Origin of the sequence: Arthrobacter sp. TMP15 (genome assembly GCF_039529835.1) — a bacterium.
Taxonomy (GTDB): Bacteria; Actinomycetota; Actinomycetes; order Actinomycetales; family Micrococcaceae; genus Specibacter.
On the sequence record NZ_CP154262.1, the window covers coordinates 173,755 to 200,080 of the forward strand.

General features: G+C 58.9%; 21 protein-coding genes and 1 riboswitch. Of the genes, 6 read left to right on the plus strand and 15 right to left on the minus strand.

Going from position 1 to position 26,326, the window contains the following annotated elements:
• Nucleotides 1-11: 11 nt before the first annotated feature.
• From AAFM46_RS00760 to AAFM46_RS00770, 3 genes are all read right to left on the minus strand, one after another.
• Entirely contained in the window at nt 12-1,223 is a 1,212-nt protein-coding gene (locus AAFM46_RS00760; RefSeq protein ID WP_343318972.1) for an O-succinylhomoserine sulfhydrylase, read from the minus strand.
• A 62-nt stretch (nt 1,224-1,285) separates the two neighbouring features.
• A complete protein-coding gene (locus AAFM46_RS00765) occupies nt 1,286-1,678 on the minus strand; it encodes a rhodanese-like domain-containing protein (RefSeq protein WP_283531892.1) in 393 nt (130 codons plus the stop codon).
• Nucleotides 1,675-1,935 carry a DUF1737 domain-containing protein gene (locus AAFM46_RS00770; RefSeq protein ID WP_343318974.1) on the minus strand — a complete coding sequence of 87 codons (261 nt, stop codon included), beginning with the start codon at nt 1,933-1,935 and terminating at the stop codon, nt 1,675-1,677. Before AAFM46_RS00770 ends, AAFM46_RS00765 begins: the two co-directional genes overlap by 4 nt.
• Nucleotides 1,936-2,026: 91 nt before the next feature.
• Nucleotides 2,027-2,147: riboswitch (SAM riboswitch) on the minus strand.
• A gap of 112 nt (nt 2,148-2,259) precedes the next feature.
• Between AAFM46_RS00770 and AAFM46_RS00775 the strand changes: the two genes are divergently transcribed.
• Nucleotides 2,260-2,895, plus strand: coding sequence for a Pr6Pr family membrane protein (locus AAFM46_RS00775; protein WP_343318976.1), 636 nt, complete (start codon nt 2,260-2,262; stop codon nt 2,893-2,895).
• On the opposite strand, the gene AAFM46_RS00780 is transcribed toward AAFM46_RS00775, so the two are convergent.
• Complete coding sequence (locus tag AAFM46_RS00780; RefSeq protein ID WP_343318978.1) at nt 2,892-3,782, minus strand: aminodeoxychorismate lyase; 891 nt, start codon at nt 3,780-3,782, stop codon at nt 2,892-2,894. The two genes, AAFM46_RS00775 and AAFM46_RS00780, sit on opposite strands and share 4 nt — an antisense overlap.
• Nucleotides 3,783-3,791: 9 nt before the next feature.
• Nucleotides 3,792-4,403 (minus strand): DUF308 domain-containing protein, encoded by a 612-nt coding sequence (locus tag AAFM46_RS00785; RefSeq protein ID WP_283531888.1) that lies wholly within the window; start codon nt 4,401-4,403, stop codon nt 3,792-3,794.
• Between the two features lie 164 nt (nt 4,404-4,567).
• Between AAFM46_RS00785 and cls the strand changes: the two genes are divergently transcribed.
• Entirely contained in the window at nt 4,568-6,046 is a 1,479-nt protein-coding gene (cls, locus tag AAFM46_RS00790; protein WP_343318980.1) for a cardiolipin synthase, read from the plus strand.
• 62 nt (nt 6,047-6,108) lie between these two features.
• Here cls and pabB read toward each other — a convergent pair whose 3' ends face one another.
• From pabB to AAFM46_RS00810, 4 genes are all read right to left on the minus strand, one after another.
• Nucleotides 6,109-8,271, minus strand: coding sequence for an aminodeoxychorismate synthase component I (gene pabB / locus AAFM46_RS00795; protein ID WP_343318982.1), 2,163 nt, complete (start codon nt 8,269-8,271; stop codon nt 6,109-6,111).
• On the minus strand, nt 8,264-8,749 hold the full coding sequence (locus tag AAFM46_RS00800) for a low molecular weight protein-tyrosine-phosphatase (protein ID WP_343318983.1): 486 nt from the start codon (nt 8,747-8,749) through the stop codon (nt 8,264-8,266). The genes pabB and AAFM46_RS00800 overlap by 8 nt, the downstream gene beginning before the upstream one ends.
• A 55-nt stretch (nt 8,750-8,804) precedes the next feature.
• Nucleotides 8,805-9,425, minus strand: a complete 621-nt coding sequence (locus AAFM46_RS00805) for a LysE family transporter (RefSeq protein ID WP_343318985.1) — start codon at nt 9,423-9,425, stop codon at nt 8,805-8,807.
• Nucleotides 9,426-9,502: 77 nt separating this feature from the next.
• Nucleotides 9,503-9,841, minus strand: a complete 339-nt coding sequence (locus AAFM46_RS00810; RefSeq protein WP_343320310.1) for a metalloregulator ArsR/SmtB family transcription factor — start codon at nt 9,839-9,841, stop codon at nt 9,503-9,505.
• 337 nt (nt 9,842-10,178) lie between these two features.
• On the opposite strand from AAFM46_RS00810, the gene dnaK reads away from it, so the two are divergent.
• From dnaK to AAFM46_RS00830, 4 genes are all read left to right on the plus strand, one after another.
• Nucleotides 10,179-12,056 (plus strand): molecular chaperone DnaK, encoded by a 1,878-nt coding sequence (gene dnaK / locus AAFM46_RS00815; RefSeq protein ID WP_283531882.1) that lies wholly within the window; start codon nt 10,179-10,181, stop codon nt 12,054-12,056.
• A 2-nt stretch (nt 12,057-12,058) separates the two neighbouring features.
• Nucleotides 12,059-12,622, plus strand: a complete 564-nt coding sequence (locus AAFM46_RS00820) for a nucleotide exchange factor GrpE (RefSeq protein ID WP_283531881.1) — start codon at nt 12,059-12,061, stop codon at nt 12,620-12,622.
• Nucleotides 12,623-12,836: 214 nt separating this feature from the next.
• Nucleotides 12,837-13,844, plus strand: coding sequence for a DnaJ C-terminal domain-containing protein (locus AAFM46_RS00825; protein ID WP_283531880.1), 1,008 nt, complete (start codon nt 12,837-12,839; stop codon nt 13,842-13,844).
• A gap of 110 nt (nt 13,845-13,954) precedes the next feature.
• Complete coding sequence (locus AAFM46_RS00830; protein ID WP_283531879.1) at nt 13,955-14,395, plus strand: helix-turn-helix transcriptional regulator; 441 nt, start codon at nt 13,955-13,957, stop codon at nt 14,393-14,395.
• A 78-nt stretch (nt 14,396-14,473) separates the two neighbouring features.
• Here AAFM46_RS00830 and AAFM46_RS00835 read toward each other — a convergent pair whose 3' ends face one another.
• From AAFM46_RS00835 to AAFM46_RS00860, 6 genes are all read right to left on the minus strand, one after another.
• Nucleotides 14,474-17,926 (minus strand): SNF2-related protein, encoded by a 3,453-nt coding sequence (locus AAFM46_RS00835; protein ID WP_343318988.1) that lies wholly within the window; start codon nt 17,924-17,926, stop codon nt 14,474-14,476.
• A gap of 208 nt (nt 17,927-18,134) precedes the next feature.
• Complete coding sequence (locus tag AAFM46_RS00840; RefSeq protein ID WP_343318989.1) at nt 18,135-19,376, minus strand: MFS transporter; 1,242 nt, start codon at nt 19,374-19,376, stop codon at nt 18,135-18,137.
• Between the two features lie 82 nt (nt 19,377-19,458).
• Complete coding sequence (narI, locus tag AAFM46_RS00845) at nt 19,459-20,205, minus strand: respiratory nitrate reductase subunit gamma (RefSeq protein ID WP_283531876.1); 747 nt, start codon at nt 20,203-20,205, stop codon at nt 19,459-19,461.
• A gap of 3 nt (nt 20,206-20,208) precedes the next feature.
• Complete coding sequence (narJ, locus tag AAFM46_RS00850; protein WP_283531875.1) at nt 20,209-20,829, minus strand: nitrate reductase molybdenum cofactor assembly chaperone; 621 nt, start codon at nt 20,827-20,829, stop codon at nt 20,209-20,211.
• Nucleotides 20,826-22,547 (minus strand): nitrate reductase subunit beta, encoded by a 1,722-nt coding sequence (narH, locus tag AAFM46_RS00855; protein WP_283531874.1) that lies wholly within the window; start codon nt 22,545-22,547, stop codon nt 20,826-20,828. The genes narJ and narH overlap by 4 nt, the downstream gene beginning before the upstream one ends.
• Nucleotides 22,547-26,260: a nitrate reductase subunit alpha gene (locus tag AAFM46_RS00860; protein WP_343318990.1), complete on the minus strand. Its 3,714-nt coding sequence runs from the start codon at nt 26,258-26,260 to the stop codon at nt 22,547-22,549. Before AAFM46_RS00860 ends, narH begins: the two co-directional genes overlap by 1 nt.
• Nucleotides 26,261-26,326 lie beyond the last annotated feature (66 nt).

Below are 26,326 nucleotides of genomic sequence, written 5' to 3' on the forward strand. Positions count from 1 at the left end.
GGCCTAAGCGTTCAAATGGCGGCCAGGGCCTGAGCCACGTCGGCGCGCAAATCGTCAACGTCCTCCAGGCCAATGGAGAGGCGCAAAAGGCCATCGCTGAGTCCGATAGCGGCGCGGGCATCGGGCCCCATGGCGCGGTGGGTGGTTGTTGCTGGATGGGTAATCAGGGACTTTGCGTCGCCAAGATTGTTGGAGATATCGATAATCTTTAACGCATTCAAAAACGAAAAGGCCGCATCTTTTGCGGTGCCTACAGTAGGTTCTGCCAGCTCAAACGTCAGGACAGTTCCGCCGGCTTTCATCTGTTTTTTAGCTAGTTCAAACTGTGGGTGCGATGGCAGGTGCGGGTAGAGGACACGGCTGACAGCTGGCGCAGACTCCAAGAACTCACCCAATGCCAGCGCGCTCCTGCATGAATGTGAAACGCGCAAACTCATAGTCTCCAGCCCCTTCGTCAACACCCAGGCGTTGAAGGCAGATAATGCCGGTCCGGTGTGGCGCATCAGGTTTTTGACGGGGCCCTGGATGAATTCCTGGGTACCTAAGATGGCGCCACCCAATACCCGGCCCTGGCCATCAATATGTTTGGTGCCCGAGTACACAATAATGTCAGCACCAAAGTCCCCGCAGCGTTGTAGGAGAGGAGTGGCGAAAACGTTATCGGCCACCACCTGCGCACCGGCTGCATGGGCAAGATCGCACACAGCCGCTACATCGATGATTTCTTGCATGGGGTTTGAGGGGGATTCAAAGAACACAGCTGTTGTGGGAACCGAGAGGGCGGTTCGCCACTGATCCAAATCGGGTCCGTCAACAAACACGGTCTCCACTCCCCAACGCGGCAGCAGTTCGTTAAGGATGACAAAGCAGGAGCCAAAGAGCGAGCGTGAGGCAACCACGCGGTCCCCGGCCGCCAGTAATGCACCCAAGGCGGTGAATACAGCAGACATTCCCGACGCCGTCGCAAAGCAAGCTTCTTTACCTTCCAACAGTCGCAGCCGTTCCTGAAAGGTGGCCACTGAGGGGTTCCCATACCGGGAGTACACAAACCTCTCCGTTTCGCCGGTGAAAGCGGCTTCTGCGGCTTCCGCCGATTCATACACAAAGCCGGAGTTTAAAAAGAGGGCTTCGGAGGTTTCTTGAAAATTGCTGCGGTCAAGGCCGCCCCGTACGGCTTGGGTGTCCTCTGCCCAGGTGGCTGCGTGCTGGTTAAAGTTGCTCAATTATGTATCCTTGGCTTTCGCTGGTGGTCTCTCAGTGGCGTGTCATAAAGTGCGACGGCGGTTCAGCGCCAGGGTAGTTGTTGGTTCTTCCAGCCGTTGATCACCCTGTCGCCGTAGGGGTCGGGGACGCCTTCGAAGCCTTCCAAGACGTTGTACGCCGTGTAGCCGACGGCCGTAGCAGCCTCGGCAGCGGCAATGGAGCGGGCGCCCGAACGGCACAGCACCACAAGGGGTGCCTGACGGGGTACCGCGGCCTGTAGCTGCGCCAAAAATTCGGGGTTGTGGCTGCCGTCGGCAAGGTTCCATTGGATAAAAAGCGGCTCGGTATTAAGGGCGGAAGTATCGGGAACACCAATATGCTCCCATTCACTGCGGGTGCGCACATCCAACAGAACAGCGCCGGCCGCCACATGCTCCCATGCTGTTACCGGCGGCAAATCCCCTGCGTAGCTCATTTGATGACCTCTCCATGAAGTGCCAACTCTGTATCCAGCTCGTCTATTGCCGTGGCCACTGCGGCGTCACTGGTGGCAACGGCCTGCGGGAGGATGAGCGCTTGGGCGCAGATCACGGAGCTGCCATCGAAGGTGAGCGCAGGACCCCCGTGCAAAACATAGCCCTCATCCAGGGCCGTTGAGATGCGCTCACAAAAGGAACGGTCATCGGGACCTGTAATGAGCCTGTAGGCCAAGCTGGATGGGTCAGTGGACATGATTTCTCCTCATTGCAAATGGCCGGAGGGCTGCAAGGGGGAGCTGTGCAGGTAGTTAGAAACTGAGCTCCTAAATACACGCTGCAAGTTACGTCCACGCTTGCAAACTTAAGCCGTTGATAGCTTGATTTGCCGAGTATTCACCTGAGGCACCCCGCCGGAAAGAGGGTTGCCGGCCAGCAAGTCAGGGCTTGACACTGGCACTCATTACTCACTTTGAAGCTAACACACCGATCCCTTGCCAATACTAAAAACTGGGAAGTGTGGCGGAACATGACGGCTGCGCTACAGACACGCGGCCCACTGTACTGGCACTATGAAACCATGACTTCGCACCGCACATTTGCTGCTATCCGCTTCCTGTTTGGAGCGGTGGCCCTCACCGCCGTAGGAATCCAACTGGGCATCCATGCCGGCCACGGCTTCAGTGTGCTGAACTTCTTCAGCTACTTCACCAACCTCTCAAACATCTTCGCCGCCGTCGTCCTCGTTGTAGAGTCCGTGCTGACGTGGCGCGGGAAAGAATTAGGCCCGGTGTGGCAGCTGTTGCGCTGTATTTCGGTGGTGTGCATGGCGTTGGTTGGTATCGTTTTTCAGGCGCTGCTGCGCGATGTGGATTTGGGTGCGTTACTTCCATGGATCAACACATGGCTGCACTATGTGATGCCCGTGGTTGTGGTGGCAGACTGGCTGATCCAACCGCCTCGCCAGCGGATTCCCTTGAAAAGAGTTGGGATCGCCATGGTGTTCCCGCTCGTGTACCTGGCGTATTCGCTGATTCGTGGGGCGGCTACCAACTGGTATGCCTACCCGTTCCTGAACCCGGACGACGGCGGCTACGGTGCAGTTTTGTTGACCTGCCTGATCATCGCGGTTACTTTTGTGATCATGAGTGTGTTGATGATTGCGCTGGGAAACAAGCTGCGTCCCGCTATTGCGCCCGTCGCTAGTGCCACCTAAAGGGTTTTTGCCAATAGCTCCCCAAGTTCGGTGCTCAGTTCTGCCCGGATCTTGGGGGTACCAATTTCCGTGCCATCGATCGTATTCACCGGCGCCAACAAGCGCAGGCTGGAGATGAGCCACACCGCGTCTGCATCGAGCAAATCCGCTGGGGCAACGGGGCCGTATCCCAACTCCCATCCGGCGGACTTTGCAGCAGCAAAAAGTGCCCCTTGGGTGGTGCCGGGCAAAATACCCGTGTCTAAGTGGGGTGTGATGAGTCGTTTGATGGGCGCACCGAATTCATCTGTAATGTGGGCCAAAAGCACCGACGATGTTGGGCCTTCCAACACCAATCCGTCTGAGCTGGTGAAGATCACGTCATCAGCACCTTGCTGGTGCGCATACCGCAGGGCTGCCATGTTGAGCGCGTAGGAGAGTGTTTTAGCGCCCATCAGCAGCCACGGTGCGCGGGCGGCAATCTGGCTGTCGTAGCCACGCTCCAAGAAAATAACGTCCAAACCTTGGGCCCTTTGTTGCGCCAGCTTTGGCGAAATTTCCGAGACTTGCACCCAAGCGGAGGCGGTGTTGGCTCCCTCGGGGCCACGCGTGGCTACCAGTTTCACAACGGCTTGGTCGGTGGCGCCAGCATAGGCCTGCAACGCCGTCGTAATTGCCGCCTGCCATACCTTTGCCGCGGGTATCTCTAAGCTCATGGTGTTCGCGGATACGGCAAAACGGTCAAGGTGCGCCTGAATTTTGCGCGGGACACCGTCAATGGCTAGGAGGGATTCGAAGATTCCATCTCCCCTGGTGACGCCCTGATCCGTGGCCAAAATGGTGGGCGAGGCGGCGTCCGCCAACCGTCCTGCCGGATGGGCGGGGTCCAAAAATACCAAAACTGTCATGTTCGGAGTTTAGCGGGTGTGGGTGATTTTCTTGCCGAACGTTAGCGCCCTAACCAGACCAACTATGCCCAGAATGATCAACATGATGGCAGTCATCAGCAGCAACCACATGGCCGTCCAAGCGGGAACCGCCAGCACCATGATTCCCGCTAGGACACTGATGACGGCAAAGACTATGGCCCAGAGACGGGTGGGGCCCTTGCCAGCTTCGGCCATAGCGATGATGCCCTCGAAGATCCAGCCGATGCCGATCAAGATGACAGTGAACACCAAAAGGGCTTCGCCGGTGGCGGCAGAGTTCCGCAGGGCGATGATGCCTGCAACCATAACGAATAGACCGAGCAGGATATCTAAGACGCGCATGCCTGCGGAGAGGCTGTGGCTGAAAATTCCGAGCGCTACTTTCACGCCTCCGGTGATGAGAAAGTTGATGCCAAGGAAAATGGCCACGACAGCCAACGTCTTGGTGGGCCAGAGCAAAAGCAGCAGACCTAGGACCAGGGCCACTGCGCCGCTGATGGCAAACGCAATACGCAGTCCCTTGACCGCTGTTTGGGTAAGCCTGTGCGGATCAAGAGCAAAGACGTCGGTGTTGCTGTGGGGGCTGTCCGTGCTACTCATGACGGCGCTTCTTTCTGCTGTTGAACTGCACTTTATGCACAGCATAGCCGCGACAGTGTCCGGAGCGGCACAGGCTACGCAGATGCCTCATGCGGTTAGGCTATTGTCACTAGCGGTGGCATACGCTGTGTGGATTGCTTGGAAACAAACTAGGAGTCACCTGCATGATCTGGACGGCGTTTAGTCTGCCCACAGCTGGTTCTTGGTTTTCGGTGCTCATTATCGTGGTGGATCTAGCGATTCGAATCGTTGTGCTTGGCATCATCCCTGGAAACCGCCGTCCCACAACTGCCATGGCGTGGCTTTTGTGCATTTTTTTCTTGCCTTATATTGGGTTGATCTTGTTCCTGATGTTTGGAAACTTCCGGCTTTCCAGGCGCCGACGCGAGGCCCAGGATGCGGTTAACAAACGCATCGTTGAGGGCACCCGGGAAGTGGCCTCTCAAGTGGGGACATATGAGGGACCCGCCTGGGTGAGATCGGCTATGGAACTGAACCAGAACCTTGGTTTCTTCCCGGCGTTGGGTGGAAATTCGGTACAGCTCATAGATGGATACCAAGCCTCACTTGATGCTATGGCTGATGAGGTGAGCAAGGCCACCGAGTACGTCAACGCCGAGTTTTATATTATGAGCTCGGACAGCTGCACCAATAGGTTGTTTTGCGAACTTGAGGCGGCAGCGGAGCGTGGGGTCAGAGTCAGGGTTCTCTTTGATCACATCGGTTCTTTACGGGTGTCCGGATATAGGACCATGATTCGGCGTTTAAATGCCAGCCAGATTCAGTGGCGACGAATGCTTCCCCTGATGCCCGTCAAGCGGCAGTGGCGTAGACCAGATCTTCGCAACCACCGCAAAATACTGGTGGTGGATGGTCGAATCGGGTTTACGGGATCCCAAAATATTATTGAGCCTTCTTATCATAAAAGGAAAAACCACAGGGTTGGCCGCCAATGGGTGGAACTGATGTCTCGTCTAGAAGGCCCCATTGTGGGAACGCTGAACGTCATGTTCGCCACCGACTGGTCTGCGGAGACTGAAGAGACTCTTGAATCGCAGCTCGCGGCCTACCACTGGGACTCGTTCTCGGGTGGTTCGTTGTGTCAGGTGGTACCCAGTGGTCCGGGATTCGTTACGGAGAATAACCTGCGCTTATTCAACACGCTGCTGTATTCCGCGGAGGAGTGCATCACCATCTCCAGCCCCTATTTTGTGCCCGATGACTCGCTGCTCTACGCCATCACAACGGCCGCCCAGCGCGGGGTGCTCGTGGAGCTATTTGTCTCTGAGGTGGGAGATCAGTTTCTTGTCCACCACGCCCAGCGTTCTTACTATGAGGCTTTACTGAAGGCTGGGGTGCACATTTTCTTGTATCCCAAGCCATTGGTTCTGCATGCCAAGCACTTCACAGTTGACTACGACGTTGCGGTGATTGGATCCTCGAATATGGACATGCGCAGCTTCTCCCTGAACCTTGAAGTGACTGTGATGATGATTGATCGCGACGTGGTCAAACAAATGCACTTGGTGGAAGATAATTACCGCGCCATGTCGCGTGAGCTCAAACTGGAGGAGTGGCGCAACCGACCTATTCTTGCCCGGTATGTGGATAACGTGGCCAGGCTGACGGCCACCCTGCAGTAGCGTCGCTTCTGCGCGCCATTGTTAACGAATGGTGCGCCACAGTGCCCGTGGCGCACTATTGGTCAACAATGGTGCGCAGGAAAGGTTGAGCCCAACGTAGACAGGATGCCATGGGCTTTGGTCTGGATTTCCTGCCACTCTGCCTCGTCCTGGGAGTCAGCCGTAATGGCGCCGCCGATACCTAGGGAAAGGTGCGTGCCGCCGTCGTGCGTGTCCTGCAAGATTAAGGTACGGATCACAACAGAGAGATCGGTGGCCGCGTTAAGCGAAAAGTAGCCAATGGCGCCCGAATAGATCCCGCGGGTCCCGGCCTCGAGCGCGTCAAGGATGGCCATGGTGCTGATTTTGGGGGCGCCCGTCATTGAACCGGCCGGGAAAGCTGCGGCAACGGCTTGTGCCCGCGAACTTCCGGGGGCCAGCCGGGCTTCGATGGTGCTGACCATCTGGTGCACGGTGGCGTAAGTTTCGATCTGGCACAGGCGCGGGACCGTCAGGGATTGCGGGATGGCGAAGCGGGAGAGGTCGTTCCGGAGCAGATCCACGATCATGATGTTCTCCGCCCTGTCCTTCTCCGAGACGCCCAGATCTTCCTTGAGCGCGGCGTCCAACTCCGGATCTGCATCGCGGCGGCGCGTGCCCTTGATGGGTTCGGCGCGCATGAGTCCCTCAGAGTCAATGCGCAGAAAACGTTCGGGGGAGGTGCTGCAAACACTCATTGTGCCAAGGCGTACAAAGGCCGAAAACGGTGTTGGGTTCCGCTTTCGCAACGCTGCATAGGTGCTCAAGGGCGCCATTCTGAGCGGTAAGCGGGCCTCCAACTGGGTGGTCAGGCAAATTTCATAGCTGTTGCCGTCGTGAATTTCAGCTTTCGCGGCGGCGATCATCGACTTGTAGCGCAGTTCCCCGTCACGGATTGTGAACTGCGGCGCGGCTCCACAGACGGACGACGCCGACTGGCCAGGTTCGTTGGGTGCGGCGGCCCTTGCCGCGGCAATGGCCGCGCGGACCCTGGCACAAAAGTCCGCTGCTTCTTGGGTGGAGCCAGGCTGGTGGGGGCTTGTCAGCGTCAAAACGTAGAGGCAGTCTTGGAGATGGTCAAGAACCACGGCGCGGCCGGCAAAGAGCAAAGCCGCTGCGGGGACAGTCACGCCGGGGGGCGTGTCATCAGGGGCCGTGTCACCAGGGGGCGTGGTGCTCCTTGGGGTGGGGGACGCGCAGCCGCCGGTTTCAGCTTTGAGGTCGTAGCCCAGATAGCCTAGCCAGCCCAGGGTGAAATCACCGGGGTAATGCGATGGGGCCCGCACAGCTTTTCTCCCCCAGACAGAATCCAGCCACTGGAAGAAGGGGCCGCCAATACGGGTTGTGACCTGACCGGCCAACACAGTTGTCACACCATGCTCATGGCGGGCGAGCTGGCCGAAGCAACCGGAATCATCGGCCATGATGGAAAACCGTGAACGGGAGGCCGCTTGCTTATCCGTGGCGGAGTCGGAACTGTCCAACCACACGGCGTTTTGTGCGTTGCCATAGAGTACGTCAAAGAGGATAGCGGCAGGTGGCAGACCGTCAAGGCAAACTACTGAAAAGTCCAGGCCGCGGCGGCGTGCAAGCTCGGGCCCCAGCACATGCTCCATGGCGGGAAGAGTTGAGAGCGCCTGAAGAACCACCGGAGGTGCGTCAGCGACGCCGTGGGTGCCGTCAATAATAATGTCGGCCACAGCAGCTGACGCGCTCTCACCTGCTTCCTGCTCCAGCAGCCGTTCCTCCTGCTCGGCCCAAATATCCCAGAACGGCGCATAGGTGTCCCCGTCACGGGCCAAAGCGCGTTGCTTGCGAACCAAGCCTGGAGCATCAACCCAAATGATCGCGTCGAGGAACTCGGCAGCCTTCCCATGCGAGGAACCCACACCCTCCACGAGCACCACCGGGGCCACGGCGGTGGTGCGCGGGGCGCCGTCGCGCGGGGCGCCGTCGTTCTTGGACTCCCAATCCCACGCGGTCCAGGTAGCGGGCAGGCCCTGGTGCAAGGGGCGCAGAACGGAGTCGATGTAGCGCTGCACGCCGCCGGCCAAGCCATCCCACCCCGGGTAGATGTCTTCCAGATGAAACAACGACACGGGCCTATGGCGGCGCAGTAGTGCGGCCAGCTCCACTGCCACGGTAGTTTTTCCCGCACCGGAGCGGCCGTCAATGGCGATGATGACAGGCCGTGGGGTACTAGCCACGAGTGTGTGCCAAAATACCGGGAATTGCTGCCGCAATCAGATCCCAGCTGACCTGAAAGTCTTTCGCGTCCCCAAACCAAGGATCGTAGATGCCCTGTTGTTTGGGTTTGGCGCCGGACAACGCCGGATCGAAGGAGCGTAACATGCGGATCTTGGCGGCTGCAGCTGCGTCCGGGGCAAGCGCCTGCAGAGCTTGGAAGTGGTCTATGTCCAGGGCCAGGATGAGGTCCCGTTCGGTGAACCAACGAGGATTAAATGCCCGAGCACGATGGTCACTGCTCTCAATGCCGTGGCGCGCCAAGAGTGCTTTGGCACGCGGGTCAATCGCGTTCCCAACCTCCCATGCCGTAGTCCCGCAGGAATCAATCTCGAGATCCAGGCCAGCCTCTGTTGCGGCGCTGACCAACATGTATTCGGCCATAGGGGAGCGGCAGATATTGCCGGTACAAACGGTCATGATCCGATAAGGAGTGGTCATGGGGTTAGTCTATCGGCGTGAAGTTGGGTGGATTAGCCTGCGGACCAGCGCGACGCTAGACCAGCGCGAGCAGGATCCCAACAACAATGAACATCACGCCAAAAATTCTGTTGAGCAGTAATTGCCCGTGCTCGCTGGCCGTTAGGTGTTTGAGTTGCTTTGCGCCGGCGGCAAAAACAAACCACATGACAATGATGTCAATGAGCACCACCGTCGCGGTCAGGACTACGTATTGCGGGAGCAGCGGATCCGCCGGCCGAATGAACTGGGGCATGAACGCTAGGAAGAAGACGATCGCTTTGGGGTTGAGGAGATTCACCCACAGGCCGCGACGGAACATCGAGAGGCCCGGCTCAACAGCGGCAGCGGATTTCCCGCCGTCGTTCTTCTCAACCTTAGCCAGCAGCGACCTGATGCCTAGATAAACCAGGTAGGCGGCGCCCACGTAACGGATGAGGAGGAAGAGGATCGGGGAGCTGGAAACGATGATGCCAACTCCTGCGGCCACGATGACAATATGAATTACCAAGGCCAATTGCTGGCCCAGGATGCCCCAAAATGAGCGGCGGAAGCCTGCCGATAACGAGTTGGACATGGTGTTAATGGCGCCCGCGCCGGGAGTCAGGGAGATCATGGCGCCAGCGCCTGCTAGGGCTAGCCAAAGGGAGAATTGCACCCGTTCAGTTTAGGGTGCGGAAGCGGGTTCGTGCTGACAGGGTCGGCTCTGGGCCCTCAGCCTGCGAACCCTGGAGTTTATAGGCTAAGAATACTTGTTGAGGCAGCCTCGAGTGCCCCTGGCACCAAGGAGTAGTAAGCCCATGTGCCGCGTTTTTCGCGGCTCAGCAAGCCTGCATCCACCAGGATTTTTAGGTGGTGGGAAATGGTGGGCTGGCCAAGGTCCAGTGGCTCAGTGAGGTCGCATACGCAGGCCTCACCGCCGTTGCCCGCTTTAACGATGGAGAGCAGCCGTAAACGGTTGGGATCGGCGAGAGCTTTAAGTAGCCGGGCGGTCTGTTGGGCCTGGATTGCGCTCAGAGTTGGTTCAGTGCCGGGGCCGCACGCAGCTGCCGGGCTGACCAATGCTGGGCCCATGGGAGCAGGGCTCGCGAGAGCAGAGCTGGCGAGAGCTGAGCCCGGGCTGAGTGAGGGCGAAGTGTCCATGGCCCCATTATCCCCGCGATTGACGATTGTCCATATAGCAACACCTGCTGGCCTCCTGGCCCGGTGGCGGGTCTGCCAGCCCAAGCCAGCCATCCGACGTCGCGCATGTTCGCCTAAAGTGAAAGTTGAGCCTACTACGCTCAAGTTCATTTGACATGGCGGCGAGGCTGAGTAAAGTTGAGTCCAGAACGCTCAATACCGCTGGTTGAGCGACCCGCCGCCATCATGGCGGATAAGTTCACGCAGCGGCTCATGAAAGGAACCACTTATGTCACGTGCCGTAGGTATTGACCTCGGAACCACCAACTCTGTTGTATCCGTCCTCGAAGGTGGCGAGCCCACAGTCATCGCCAACGCTGAAGGCGGCCGCACCACCCCCTCAGTAGTCGCCTTCTCCAAGAGCGGCGAAGTCCTGGTCGGCGAGATCGCCAAGCGCCAGGCAGTGAACAACATTGATCGCACCATCGCATCCGTCAAGCGCCACATGGGCACCGACTGGTCAGTTTCGATCGATGACAAAAAGTACACGGCGCAGGAAATCTCCGCTCGTACCTTGATGAAGCTCAAGAACGACGCCGAAGCTTACCTGGGCGAGAAGGTCACCGACGCTGTTATCACCGTCCCGGCCTACTTCAATGACGCTGAGCGTCAGGCAACGAAGGAAGCCGGCGAAATTGCCGGTCTGAACGTATTGCGCATTGTTAACGAGCCCACTGCAGCAGCGCTGGCCTACGGCTTGGAAAAAGGCAAAGAAGACGAACTCATCCTGGTATTCGACCTCGGTGGCGGAACGTTCGACGTTTCCTTGCTTGAAGTTGGCAAGGATGAAGACGAGTTCTCCACCATTCAGGTTCGCGCGACCTACGGTGACAACCGCCTCGGTGGTGACGACTGGGATCAGCGGATCGTTGACTTCCTGCTGAACCAGCTCAAGGTCAAGGGCATCGACCTGTCGAAGGACAAGATCGCCCTGCAGCGTCTGAAGGAATCAGCAGAGCAGGCCAAGAAGGAACTCTCTTCGGCATCCAGCACCAACATCTCCTTGCAGTACCTTTCGGTTACCGCTGACGGACCGGTGCACCTGGACGAGCAGCTCACCCGTGCCAAGCTCCAGGAGCTGACCAAGGACCTGCTCGAGCGCACCAAGAAGCCGTTCAATGACGTCATCAAGGAAGCCGGGATCAAGGTTTCTGACATTGATCACATTGTTCTGGTCGGTGGCTCCACCCGTATGCCTGCCGTTGTTGAACTGGTCAAGGAATTGGCTGGCGGCAAGGAGCCCAACAAGGGCGTCAACCCGGATGAGGTGGTGGCCGTTGGCGCAGCACTGCAGGCCGGTGTCCTCAAGGGTGAGCGCAAGGACGTTCTGCTCATTGACGTCACCCCGTTGTCCCTCGGAATTGAAACCAAGGGCGGAGTGATGACCAACCTGATCGAACGCAACACGGCCATCCCCACCAAGCGTTCCGAGACCTTCACAACCGCTGATGACAACCAGCCCTCGGTGGCCATTCAGGTCTTCCAGGGGGAGCGTCAGTTCACACGCGATAACAAGCCGCTGGGCACGTTCGAGCTGACCGGTATTGCGCCGGCTCCGCGCGGCGTCCCGCAGGTTGAGGTCACCTTCGACATTGACGCCAACGGTATTGTGCACGTCTCCGCTAAGGACAAGGGCACCGGTGTTGAGCAGTCAATGACCATCACGGGCGGCTCCTCACTGTCCAAGGAAGACATTGAGCGCATGGTTCAGGAAGCTGAAGAGCACGCAGCTGAAGACAAGACCCGCCGCGAGGCAGCCGATCTGCGCAACTCCGCAGAGCAGCTCCACTACTCCGTGGACAAGGTCTTGGCTGATAACGACGACAAGCTCGCTGACGATGTCAAGAACCCGGTGAAGGAAGATGTCACCGCGCTCAAGACAGCCCTGGCCGGCGACGACGACGAAGCAGTGAAGACTGCGTTTGAGAAGTTGCAGGCTTCACAGTCAACCCTGGGCGAGGCAATTTACGCCGCAGCGCAGGCTGAGGGTGCAACGGCCGACGCCGGAGCTTCCGAAGGTGCCACAGGCGCCGCACCGGAAGGTGACGCCGAAGAAGACATCGTTGACGCCGAGATCATCGACGAAGACGCAGACGAGAAGAAGTAAGCATGTCTGAGTCAGTAAACCCTGAAGAGGTTCCGGAAGACGGAATCCCCGAAGACGCTACTAACGAGGGCGATGCGCTCTCCCAGGCGGAAGATATCCTCAACGGTGTTGAGGTTCCGGCTGATGAGTCAGTTGCCCAAGGTGTGCTCACCGATGAGGCTGCCGAGTGGAAGAATGACCTTCTTCGCTTACAAGCCGAATACGTCAACTACCGCAAGCGTGTTGAACGCGACCGAGCAGTGGCAGGACAGATGGCCGTCATTGGCGTACTGAACTCGCTACTGCCCGTGGTGGATGACATTGACGCGGCGCGTGCGCACGGCGACCTCACCGATGGCCCCTTTTCGGCCATCGCGGCAAAGCTGGAAACAGCTTTGGCTACCTACGGTTTGGAAAAGATCAACACAACTGGTGTGGCATTTGATCCGACCATTCACGAGGCACTCATTCAGCAGCCTGGCGCCGATATTGAGGTTGACACTGTTAGTCAGGTGCTACGCAACGGATACAAGTCCGGTGAGCGAATTCTGCGCGCCGCACAGGTCATCGTGGCAGTACCTGAATAGTCCCCGGTTCCTCCCCGGTTGAATCCGCTGGCGCAGATTCGACCGGGGGCCTCGGAACTGTGGGCCCACCAGTGCCTCCCGGGACGCGCAAGCTCGTCCCGGGGCCCTCTGGTGGGCCTAAGCCACCGGTGGGGTTGATCGAGGCACTTGTGTCCCGGTCAGCCCCGCCCTTGGCGAAGCATTACCCCCAACAAACTTTTAGAAAGGAGGCGTCTTGGCAAGTCAGGATTGGGTCGAGAAAGACTTCTATAAAATCCTCGGAGTGTCCAAAGATGCATCGGACACCGACATCAAGAAGGCCTACCGGAAGTTAGCCCGTAAGTATCACCCGGACACAAACTCTGGTGATCCTGCGTCGGAAAAAACTTTCAAGGACGTCTCCGAAGCGTATTCAGTACTCTCAAGTAAAGAAGATCGCGAACAATATGACGCCATCCGTGCCATGGGTGGCGGCGCCCGCTTCAGCGCAGGCGGCACTGGTGGACACGGCGGAGGCGGTGGCTTCGAGGATGTCTTTGGCGACCTCTTTGGTGGCGGCCGCGGAGCGCCCCGGGGGAATCCCGGATTTGGTGGCTCACCTCGTGGGAACCCAGGATACGGCTCAGGCTTACCGCCGGAGTTCGCGGACCTCTTTGGCGGCGGTGGCGGCGGTTTTGGCGGCTTCCAGTCAACACCTACGAAAGGTGCTGACCGCAGCGCCTCAACAACCATCTCCTTTGGCGGGTCAATTACCGGAACCAAGATTGGTCTGCGTGAGCCTAACGGCGACGTGATCGATGTACGGATTCCCGCAGGTATCAAGGATGGTCAGAAGGTCAGGGTCAGAGGCAAGGGCCAGTCAGGTGCTGCCGGCCCGGGTGACCTAATGGTCACTGTTAAGGTCAAGCCGCACGACTTCTTCGTGCGTGATGGCAACAACATTCGTGTCCATGTCCCCGTGGCATTCCATGAAGCCGCGCTAGGGGCAGACATCAGCGTGCCCACGCTGACGGGAGAAACTGTGCGTGTCCGCGTTCCGGCCGGAACCCCTTCCGGACGGACGCTACGCGTCAAGGGGGCAGGCGTTAAAACCAAGAAGGGTGATGGTGACCTTCTCGTCACCATTGACGTGACAGTGCCGCAAAAGCTGAACAAGGAAGCTGAAGCCGCCGTGCGCGCTTTCGCTTCAGCAACAGCTGACGAGGACGTCCGTGCTGCACTCAAGGACAAAGCAAAGCTGTAGCTTGCTACCTGACCACTCTCGCGGACCCATAACGGGGCCCGAGGGACGGCAGGCTCCGTGAGCACCAGAGCCGCCAAAGACACCAGAGCCGCCAAAGAAAGGACGTTGCAATGTTTGTTGATCCCCACTCACCCATTTTTGTGATTTCCGTGGCGGCCGAGCTGGCAGAGATGCACCCACAAACGCTGCGCCAATATGACAGGTTGGGCATCGTCAAGCCCCGCCGTGCCCCGGGCAGGTCGCGCCGCTATTCCCAACACGATGTTGAGATGCTGCGTGAAGTTCAGCGACTGTCGCAAGAAGGGATCTCCCTTGAGGGGATCCGACGGGTCATGGAGCTGCAAAACGAGGTGGATGTCCTGCGCGCAAAAGTCGTGGAGCTCAGCGATGCACTCGAAGACGCCGCAGCGCAGATGGCCTCGCGTCCGCCCCGTGCCAACACCCGAGTATTTGCCGGTGGGCTCACCGGCGGGGATATTGTTGCGCTGGCCCGCGGTCAGCGCCCGCGTCCCCGTAGCCAGGCAGTTGTCATCTGGCGTCCACAGCGCTGAGGGCGTGCCATGCTGGCGGGGGCGTATGAAAGTTCATACGCCCCCGCCAGCATGGCACGCCCTCAGGTGGAAAATTCGTTAGTCCCGGAAGAGCCCGGCCAGGTCGGTTGCCGTCAGTGCCCCGCTGGAGAGCGAATCTCCACTCATTACATCTGAGAACAGCTGGGATTTCTTCGCCTTCAACGCCATGACCTTTTCTTCGATCGTGTCTTTGGCAACCAATCGGTACACCATGACGTTCTTCTTCTGCCCGATGCGGTGAGTACGGTCCACCGCCTGCGCCTCCGAGGCGGGGTTCCACCACGGATCAAGAATGAACACGTAGTCCGCCTCCGTCAGGTTCAATCCAAAACCACCGGCTTTGAGACTAATCAAGAACAGTGGTGCCGTCCCCGTCTTGAATTCATCAACGACGGCGGCTCTGTTGCGTGTGCCTCCGTCAAGATACGTGAAGTCAATGCCTTCAGCTATGAGACGCTCACGAACCTTACCCAAGAAACCCGTAAACTGGCTAAATATCAGTGCCCTGTGGCCTTCTCTGACCACGTCTTCTAGCTGCTCGAACAACACATCCAGCTTCGAGGAGCGTACTCCGGCATGATTTTCATCAACAAGGGACACGTCCAGGCTGAGCTGACGAAGCAATGTCAGGGACTGGAAAATAGTGAAGCGGTTCTTATTAACATTTTCTAGCAGGCCAAGGATCTTGGCACGTTCCCGCTGCAAATGCGTTTGGTAGATTTTCTGGTGACGCGGATTCAACTCCACTTCCAGTATCTGTTCCTGCTTGGCAGGCAGATCAGCAATAACCTGTTCCTTGGTGCGTCGCAGCATGAGTGGCTTGACGCGCGCACGCAGCTTCGCCAACAGCTCAGAGTCTGCGTTCTTTTCAATGGGACGCTGGTAAAATTCGGCGAATCGCTTTGGGCTGGGGAAAAGTCCAGGAGCCACAATGGACAGCAACGCCCACAACTCCATGAGGTTGTTTTCCATGGGTGTTCCTGTGACGGACAGCTTGAAGGGGGACCTCAATTTCCGTGCGCACTGGTATGCCTTCGACTGGTGGTTCTTGACGAACTGCGCCTCATCCAAAATCAGTCCGGCAAAATCCTGCATTCCATATTCAGGAAAATCGATGCGGAACAGTGCGTAGGACGTGATGACAATGTCGGCATCGCCAAAGAATTCTGCCGAGTCCAGCCCGCTCTTGGCAAAGGTTTCAGAGACTGTCACGACCTTGAGCCCAGGCGCAAACTTAATGCTCTCACTGGCCCAGTTACCCACCACGGAGGTGGGTGCAACTACAAGAAACGGCGGGTTGCTCGAACCGCGTGCATCGTTATCGGCCTTGACCTGGCACATCAACGCCAGGGTCTGGACTGTCTTTCCCAAACCCATGTCATCTGCAAGGACGCCGCCCAAACCAAAGCTATACAAAAAGTGCAGCCAGTTAAAGCCATCCAGCTGGTAGGGGCGCAGGGTTGCATTCAACCCTGGGGGCGCAGGCAGTGCAACGGGGGGTCCGCCGTCGAGCAGGCCAGAGATGGTCTTGCGCCAAGCCTGTGCCTGCTCGTCAACGATGCCAAGCTGGGCCAGCTCATCCCAAAGCCCGGCCTGGAACCGGCTGATGCGCAGTTCGCCATCTTTGCTGTCATTGAGACTGCGAGCTTCATCTATCAAGGCACGCAGCTGATGGAGTTCGGGGCGGTCCAAGGAGAAGTAAGCTCCGCTAGGCAGCAGCATGCGTGAATTTCCGGCAGCCAAAGCCGAGAAGACGGCGGCAAAGGAGACGTACTGGCCTTCAAGCGTAATGACAATGCCCAGATCAAACCAGTCGCGCTCGTCGGTAGCCTTGGTTGAAATAGTGACGATGGGTGCTTCGGTAACTTCACGGTAGCTGGCAATGTTGCCGGAAGTTTCAACCTGAACCCCGGGCAGTGCCTCTAGTCTAGGCAACACAGTCTCGGTAAATGTGAGCGTGTCCAAATCTGTCAAGGAAGCGGAACCTGCAAGTGAAGGCTCCCCCCACGCATGGTTAGCCGCAACGCCCATAGCCGTGATGTCCTCCCACGGCTGGCCCACACTCTCGATTAAGCGGGCCTCTGCCCCGGCATCCCGGACAGCGCTCTCCCCGAGCTCAGGCCACAAGGGCAGGGACGTCACGCGGGAGCCCACAGGGTAATGCCACTCCCAATGCAAACGCACAGTGTGGTCACCGCCATACGCCGCCAGAAGCGACAAGGTAGGTTCCACGTATGCGGGCAATTCCACCGAATGATCGGCCGAAACCACTGCGGCAGCCTGCTTGAGTTGCGGATAAATCTGGGTGAGGAACTTATCCCGCGCCTGCGCAGGGACGTGGACTGTTTCCTTCCGCAGTGCAAAATCGAGCATTTGGGCAGAGACATCTGCGGGCAGAGGTGCCAGCGTGATACTTCCGCGGACGACGGCGTCGCGGCCTTGGGCAGTGCTCCCTGCGGTGCCGCCGGTCTCGGCTTTGGAGCTGAAAAAGAGTCCACTGACGGGAGACCCAACTCGGCCAAGAACCTCAGCCTCGATCCGGACACCATCAAGGTCAATCAGCGGACTAACATCCAGTCCCCCTGAGTCCGCCTGGCTAACATCCAACTGCAGTGATGCTTCCTGACTGACAACTCTGATGGGGTCCCCGCCGCCTGACTGGATCAGGGCTATGCCGTTCTTGTGGGCACTGGACAGCAGCTGCCACAGGTTACGGCCAGCGAAGTCATTTATGGATAGCCACGCACCGGCGTTTCCGTGGTTGTACTGGCGCGGGCTGTGTGAGGACAGGAATTCGCTGAGCCATTCCAACTGGGTGCGGTCATGCGCGCCACCGTAGGCAAGGTAGCCCAGGGTTGCCCAGCTGACTCCTGTCTTGACCCATTTTCCGCGGGTGCCCATGACAACGGGGCGGACGTTCAGAACAGGTTCGGAGGGCACTGTGTTGCCGCGGCCACGGTAGGAAAAGCGCGGTGGCGGCAGATGAAGTTCAAACTGCAGTCCAAGCGCGGGCGTGTCCTGGCTGGGAGCGGCCGCCGCGGGTGGCAGCAGCGCTGACAATGCAGCTTCCCAGGAATCAACGGCCGGTTCGTCTTCGCTGTGAATGGGCGCCGCGGCTGCTGCTGACTTTCCGTCCTTGGCTTTTGCCAGCAGGGTCTCCAGGAATGTTGGTTCCCGGGGTGCTTCATCGGGAACAAAAAAGTCCGTGAATGCCTGGTCGTGTTCGGCGGCAGAGATGAGGGCAACAACATGCTTGCAATTTTGGCGTACAGGGCAGTTGCAGATGCCCACTCGGCAGGCAATGACGCCGTCATGCTCACGCACAAGTTTCGCCGTGCTCCGGTATTCGTGGGTTCCGGTCACCCTGCCCGAAAGCAGTCCGGTGGCAGGTTCCAAAACAATGTCGCTGACCCGGCCCTGATCAGCATAGACCCGGCCAGCGGCAATGGAATTCTCGGTGAACTCGGCGATTCGGGTTAGGAGACGAGAATCAGCGGAGGAGTGCGTCACGGAACTTTTCCACCTGTCGGTTGAGGGTGGTCCAAGAGCAAGAACCACATCTATCAATCCTACGCAGTATTGAGAGACTCATTTACCCGACAGCGTGACAAGCCCGCCACACGAGGTTGAGGTTGGAGGTAATGACGTCCCGGAGGGACGTCATTACCTCCAACCTCAACCCACGAAGGAGAGGAAGGGGCGCAGCACGGAGAAGGAACTATTTCGTGGCTGGTACGGGCTCCATTGCGGGCGTCTTCACAAAAATCAATGCAAACAGCAAAGCCACCACGGCCGTGACCACCAGGAGTGAAAGTCCTATGGCGTACTTGTAACTTTCGGCGTCGGCGTTGTACGTCATACCCATAATCAGTGGTGGGAAGTAACCGCCCAGGCCACCGGCGGCACTGACAATACCGCCCACTGTGCCCATTTTTCCTTCAGGGGATAGTTTGCCTACCCAAGCAAACACACCACCGGTACCCAGCCCAAGCGCGGCAGCCAGGCCAATGAAAATGGGGCCGGCCTGCACATCGGCGGCCGGTTCAAGAGCTACTATGAAGCCCAAAATGCCCACGCCCACAAGCGATGCAATCACTACAGGTTTGGAACCAATTTTATCAGCCAGCACGCCGCCAATGGGGCGGGCCAGCACTGCTGCCAACGCGAACCCGGCTGTTCGGGCACCGGCCGCGCTGGGATCAAATTCGTAGACGTCACGCAGGTATGTGGGCAGATACGTGGCGAAGGAAACGAACCCGCCAAAGACCACGGCGTACAAGAAGCACAGTTTCCAGGTGACAGCCAGTTTTGAGGCGTCCAAGAGTTTAGGTAGTACTGGTTCCTTACTGGGCACCCAGTCGGGGGAGTTCTTCATGAAAAACCAGACAAGGCCTGCCATGACAGCCAAGAGAACGGCAATCAATAGGTGGGTGGGAACGTAGCCTATGGACTTAACAAGGCGCGGGTTCAAGAAGGCGGCAAGGGCCGTGCCGCCCATTCCGGCCCCAAAAACTCCCGTGGCAAATCCGCGCCTGGCCGGCGGGTACCACGCGCTGACAAAGGGGATGCCGACAGCAAAGACCGTGCCGGCTACGCCCAGCAAAAAACCGGCGGCGAGTACCATCGGGAAGGAGTTTATTGCCCCGCCCCAAGCTACAAGCAGAACTGTGGGGATGGTGGCCAGCAAAACAAAGGTGAACAGTGCCCGTCCGCCGTACTTGTCAGTCATGGCGCCCACCACAATGCGACCCAAAGAACCCACAAAGATGGGCATAGCCACCAAAATACCCATGGTCCCGGCAGAGAGTTCCATGTTCTTTGCATAGTGTGTGCTTAACGTGGCTATGACGTTCCACGCCCAGAAGCCCACCACCGAGGCGGCTGTGGCCAAAATAAGGTTCAGGGCCTGGCCCTTGACTGCTTCAAGCGCAGGCGCGCTTATTGTGGTTTCTCGTGCCATGATTTCTCCTGTAGTGGCTGGTGCAGGCAATGGCTGATGCGACTAGTAGCCGTGCAACTAGTGGCGGTTCAAAAAGCAGTAATTAACGGTGTTTGGTGTCCCGGTCGTGCGTGCCCACATCTGACCAACCATGCTGGTTGGCTACCGTGGGGCCCTTGTCCCGTGAGCGGTACACAATGTAGGGCCGGAACAGGTAGTGCAAGGGGGCTGTGAAGGCGTGCACCAAACGGGTGAACGGCCAGATGACAAACAATGCCATTCCTACCAGTGTGTGAATGTGGAAGGCCGTCGGCGCAGCAGCCATGGCGGCAACGTCGGGGCTGAAGATAAACAGTGAACGGAACCACGGTGACACCGTGTCCCGGTAGGTCAAGTCGTGATCGGGCCAAAAAACGCTGGCCAACGTTGTCCACAAACCAAACACAATGGCGGCCACCAGCACCACATACATCAACTTGTCATTTTTGGTGGTTGCCATAAAGACCGGCCCGGTTTTGCGGCGACGGTAGATCAAGAGAATGATCCCGCCCAGCGTGCCAACCCCGGCAACAGTACCCACAAAAAGGGCGTTGAAATGGTAAATGTTCTCGCTCATGCCCACAGCTTCTGTCCACGATTTGGGGATGACCAGACCAAAGAAGTGCCCGGCAATGACGGCCAGCAAACCAAAGTGGAAGACCGGTGAGCCAATGCGCAGCAGCCTGGATTCATAAAGTTGGGAGGAACGGGTTGTCCACCCAAACTGGTCATATTTGTACCGCCAGATGGAGCCGCCCACCAGGATGACCACCATGAGGTACGGCAGCACGCCCCACAAAAATATGTCCATTGCTCAAGCACCTTTCATGGGCAGCAGTCGCGGGTCGTAAGGGTCAAGGCCCACGGATTCAGTGGGCGGTCCGTAGCCTGCCATGCGCATCACGGCTTGTTCGTCCGCCGGAGAAGCTCCCGGAAGCGTGTTGCAAATGGCCTGCACAATGTGGGTATGCGGCAGATCGTCCCGAAGCAGACCAAATTTAATCAGCTCAAGGCTGGGCCGGTACTGCTGCAGGAGATCCTTGCCCGCGCCCATGTCTACGGTGGCCGCATACTCCAGCACCATGGGCAAATAATCGGGAAGTTCGCCTCGGGTATCCACTAAGGTGTCCGATCCGCGATACACCTTCTTAAACGCTCCCAGCACCTCGCCGCGGCGACGCGTATCGCCATCGGTCCAGTAGGAGAGGTGCAGCGCATGCCGCTTGCCAAGGTCAAACTCCTTGACATATTGGGTTTGCGAAGCCATTAAGTCTTTGCTTTCCAAGGTGGAAAGTACGACGTCGAATGGCTTGGTTGCGCCGGGAAACTCACCGAGGGCTGCCCTCATCAGCGGAATGCGTTCAAGGAGTTGCTCATCCGGGTAGGACAGGCACCAGGCTGCGGCCAGAAATGTTACCTGATCTTTGCGGCTCATGCCCCCCCACCGCCTTCGAGGGCATCTTCGCGGTCAATCTCCCGTGGCGGCTCCGTGGGATGGTGTTGCGGGAACAGTCCGGCGGGTGCGCCGTTGCCGTCCCAGTTGAGCAGGTTCACCCGGCCGCGCAAGGTATCAGCCCCGGCCACCGAGTCAGAAGTCTGCCGGTCCCGCAGGGCGTTGAAGGTTTCCACGGCGACGGGGGTGGGCCGTCCGCTGGCTTCCCCGAACGGGGAGTCTCCCATGGCGCCCATGCCGGGTCCGCCGTCGAAGTCCAGGGAGCAGCCCATCTCCTCCAGGTCATGGGCCTGCTCGGCGTGCGCCTTGGGAATCACATAGCGTTCCTCGTATTTGGCGATGGCCATGAGCCGGTACATCTCATACATGGTTTCCCCATCCATGCCCACGGAGGCGGGAATGGACTCATCGGGATCGTTACCCAAGGAGATACCGCGCATGTAGGAGCGCATGGCTGCCAGCTTGCGCAGTACCTCGGTGACCAGCTCGGTATCTCCGGCCGTAAACAGCTCGGCCAGGTATTCCACCGGGATGCGCAAAGCGTCAATGGCACCGAAGAGAACGTCCTGGTTCTCGGCGTCGTGCCCCTGCTCGCGCAGAAGGTCAACCACCGGGGACAGCGGCGGGATGTACCAAACCATGGGCATGGTGCGGTATTCCGGGTGCAGCGGAAGCGCCAGCTTGTACACCTTTGTCAGCGCATAGACGGGCGATTTCTGGGCCGCATCGATCCAGTCTTCGGCGATGCCCTGTTCGCGGGCAGCTTTGATGACAGCAGGATCGTTGGGGTCCAGCAGCACATCCATCTGTGCCTGGTACAGGTGCTTTGGGTCGGTGACGGAGGCCGCCGCGGTGACGGCGTCGGCGTCGTACAAGAAAAGACCCAAATAACGCAGCCGGCCAACACAGGTTTCCGAGCACACGGTGGGCAGGCCCACCTCGATCCGCGGGTAGCAGAACGTGCACTTCTCGGCCTTGCCGGTCTTGTGGTTGAAGTAAATTTTCTTGTACGGGCAACCCGTCATGCACTGGCGCCAGCCGCGGCACTGGTCCTGGTCAACCAGAACAATGCCGTCCTCCACCCGCTTGTAAATAGCGCCGGAGGGGCAGGAGGCCATGCAGGACGGGTTCAGGCAGTGTTCACAGATGCGGGGCAGGTAGAACATGAACGTCTGTTCAAATTCAAACTTGATCTTGTCCTCGGACTCGCGGCGCACCTTCTCCACGATCGGGTCAAGGTGACCCATTTCCTCGGTGCCGCCCAGGTCGTCGTCCCAGTTGGCGCTCCAGGTGATCTTCGTATCCTTGCCGGTGATCAGGGACTTGGGCCGGGCCACCGGGAAGTCATCACCCAGGGGAGCGTCAACAAGGGTCTTGTAATCGTAGGTCCAGGGCTCGTAGTAGTCCTTGAGCTCGGGCTGGATGGGGTTGGCGAAGAGCCCAAACAGCTTCTTCACACGTCCGCCGGCCTTGAGCTTGAGGCGGCCGCGCTTGTTCAGTTCCCAGCCGCCCTTCCACTTTTCCTGATCCTCGTAGCGGCGCGGGTAACCCTGCCCAGGGCGGGTCTCAACATTGTTGAACCAGACGTATTCCACCCCAGCCCGGTTGGTCCATGCCTGCTTGCACGTGACAGAACACGTGTGACAGCCAATGCACTTGTCCAGATTCATGACCATGCCCATTTGAGCCATTACACGCATTAGTACTGCACCTCCTGGGAACGACGGCGGATAGTGGAAACGTTGTCACGCTGGTTTCCGGTGGGGCCAAGATAGTTGAAGGCGTAGGTCAGCTGCCCGTAGGCGCCGATCAGGTGCGATGGCTTGACCAGCAACCGGGTAAGGGAGTTGTGAATGCCCCCGCGGCGTCCGGTGGCCTCGGACTTGGGTACATCGATGGTGCGCTCCTGTGCGTGATAGACGTACACCACACCCTCTGGCATGCGGTGGCTGACCACGGCTCGGGCAACGAACACACCGTTCATGTTCACGGCCTCCACCCAGTCGTTGTCCTTGACCTTGATGGATTTGGCGTCCTGCGGGCTCATCCACACGGTGGGACCACCGCGGGAGAGCGAGAGCATCAGTAGGTTGTCCTGATATTCGGAGTGGATGGACCACTTGGAGTGCGGGGTCAGGTAGCGCACCACCACCTCCTTCTCCCCATTGGGACCAAACTTCGGTTCACCAAACAGGCGCTGCATATCCAGCGGCGGACGGTAGATCGGCAAGGCCTCGCCAATGTCGATGATCCAGTCGTGGTCCAGGAAGAAATGCATGCGCCCGGTCAGCGTGTGGAACGGTTTGAGCCGTTCGATGTTCTGCGTGAACGGTGAATAGCGCCGCCCACCAGTTTCCGAACCCGACCACTCCGGGGAAGTAATGACAGGGACCGGCCCGGCCTGGGTCATGGCGAAGGAGATGATCTTCTCTTCTGAACCCTCGGCCAGGTCCGCCAGCTTAACGCCGGTGCGCTTCTCCAACTCCTTGAAGCCGCTGACGGCCAGCTGACCGTTGCAGGTTCCGGAGAATGTCAGGATGGCTTCTGCCATTTTCGCGTCCGTGTCGATCGCGGGGCGCCCGTGCGCGAATCCGCCCATCATGACACCGTTTTGTTTGGCCAGATGGTCGAGGGCTTTATCCAGCTTGTAGTTGACGTCCTTGACGGTGAAACCCAGCTTGTCAGCTAGCGGCCCGACGGCGGACAACTTGTGTGCGATGGCTGTGTAGTCCCGCTCCACAATGGTGAAGTTCGGCATGTTTTGCCCCGGTACGCCGTCGATGCCGTCTTCGCGCCAGTCGCGAACCACTCCGCCGGGCTGGGCGATCTGGCCCACGGTGTCGTGGATCATCGGCACCGTCACCAGGTCCTTGCGGGTGCCCAAATGTTTGGCTGCCTGGCGGGAGAATTCCTCGGCGAGGAGGTGGAACATCTCAAAGTCAGTCTTGGTTTCCCACGGCGGATCGATGGCCGGGGTGAAGGCGTGCACAAACGGGTGCATGTCAGTGGAAGAGAGATCGTGCTTCTCATACCAGGTGGCTGCGGGGAATACCACGTCGGAGAGCAAGGTGGTGCTGGTCATGCGGAAGTCCGCTGACATTAAGAAGTCAAGCTTTCCTTCCGGGCCCTTTTCATGCCATTTGACGGTTTTCGGTTTCAGTGAGGATTCACTGTCTTGGCCCATCACATTGTTGTGCGTGCCCAATAGGTTGCGCAGGAAGTACTCGTTGCCCTTGGCAGAGGAGCCAAACAGGTTGGAGCGCCACAGGATTAAGGTCCGCGGCCAGTTCTCCGGGGCGTCGATGTCCTCGATGGCCAGGTCCAGATGACGGTTCTTGAGTTCCTGCGCCACCCACGTCTTTTCATCCGGGGCTTCGCCGGCGGCAACCCCCGCAATGGCCCGATCGGCGATGTCCAATGGGTTCTTATCAAAGAACGGGTAGAAGGGCATCCAGCCCAGCCGGGCGGACTGCGCCAAGGCGTCGGCGGTATGCATGCCGTCAAGGCTGCCGGTGGATAGCGGCGACTTCAGCGCATCCGCCGAGTACCCGTCCTGACGCCACTGGTCAGTGTGCATGTACCAGTAGCCGGTGCCAATCATGGTCCGCGGCGGGCGCGACCAGTCAAGGGCGTTGGCCAACGACACCCAACCGGTGAGTGGACGCGTCTTTTCCTGGCCCACATAGTGCGCCCAGCCACCGCCGTTGCGGCCCATGCAGCCTGTCAACATGACGAGAGCCAAAATGGCGCGGTAGGTGGTGTCGCCGTGGAACCACTGGCAGATACCGGCGCCCATGATGATCATGGAGCGGCCCTTGGACTGCTCGGCATTGCGAGCGAACTCGCGGGCAATCCGGATGCAGGCCTGTGCGGGAACAGAGGTGATCTCCTCCTGCCACGCAGGGGTGTAAGGAGTGCTGGTGTCGTTGTAGTCTTTGGCCCAGTCTCCGGGGAGACCGTCACGGCCTACGCCGTACTGGGCGAGCATCAGGTCATACACCGTGGTGACCAGGTGTTCACCCACTCGAGTGGTAGGTACGCCGCGCCGCAACACAGAGCCTGCCCCGCCCGGATCCTCAAAGCATGGCAGCAGAATTTCTGCGGATTCGGTGGAAATTTCATCCAAGCTCAAGGCCGGTTCAATGCCTGTTAGGTCAAGGTTCCATTTGCCCTCACCAGTCTTGGAGTACCTGTGGCCCAGCGTTCCATTGGGAATGATGGCCGTGCCGGTGACCTTGTCAAAGAGCATCGTTTTGAAGGCTGCATCTTCTTCGTTCTCGTTGCCGGGGACGAAGGCGGCGGTGAGAAATTTCCCGGGACAGTACGTCCCGTCGTCGTTCTTCACCAAACGCACCAGGAACGGCAGATCGGTGAACTGGCGCACGTATCCCTGGAAGAAGGGGACCTGACGGTCAACGAAGAATTCCTTCAGCGTCACGTGCCCCATGCCCATGGCCAGCGCGGCGTCGGTGCCGGCCTGTGCAGGAAGCCATTCGTCGGCGAATTTGGTGTTGTCCGCGTAGTCGGGGCTGATGGCGATGACCTTCGTGCCGCGGTACCGGACCTCGGTCATCCAGTGGGCATCCGGGGTGCGGGTGACGGGGACGTTGGAGCCCCACATCATCAGGTAGGTGGCGTCCCACCAGTCGCCGGATTCGGGGACGTCCGTCTGGTCGCCAAAGACCTGCGGGCTGGCCACGGGAAGATCCGCGTACCAGTCGTAGAAGGAGGTCATGACCCCGCCCACGAGCTGGACAAAGCGGGTTCCGATGGTGTGGCTGACCATGGACATGGCCGGGATGGGGGAGAACCCTGAGCAGCGGTCGGGGCCGTACGTTTTAATGGTGTTCACGTGTGCTGCGGCGGCGATTTCCAGGGCCTCAGCCCATGAGGTGCGGACCAGGCCGCCCTTGCCGCGAGCATTTTGGTAGCGTTTGCGCTTTTCGGGGTCTCCGGCGACCTCGGCGAACGCCAGGACGGGGTCCTTCAGTCGGGATTTGGCTTCGCGGTACATTTCCACCAGCACGCCACGGGCGTAGGGGAAGCGCACGCGGGTGGGGGAGTAGGTGTACCAAGAGAAGGCGGCGCCGCGGGGGCAGCCGCGGGGCTCGTATTCGGGACTGTCCGGGCCCACGCTGGGGTAGTCGGTTTGCTGGGATTCCCACGTGATGATGCCGTCTTTGACGTACACCTTCCACGAGCACGATCCTGTGCAGTTCACCCCGTGCGTGGAGCGCACCACTTTGTCGTGGCTCCACCTGTCACGGTAGAAGATGTCACCGGCGCGTCCGCCCTCGCGGAAGACCACGCGGGAATCGTCGGTCTGGTCCCACTTGGTGAAGAAGCGGCCCAATTTCAACATGGCGTCCGACGCCGGTCCATCGACCCCAGCGACTAAAGGTTCAGCAGTCATGACCCCACCCTAGGGTGCGGTTGGGTCGATTTCTATAGCCATTTGATTAGTCAACACAAGGCTGAT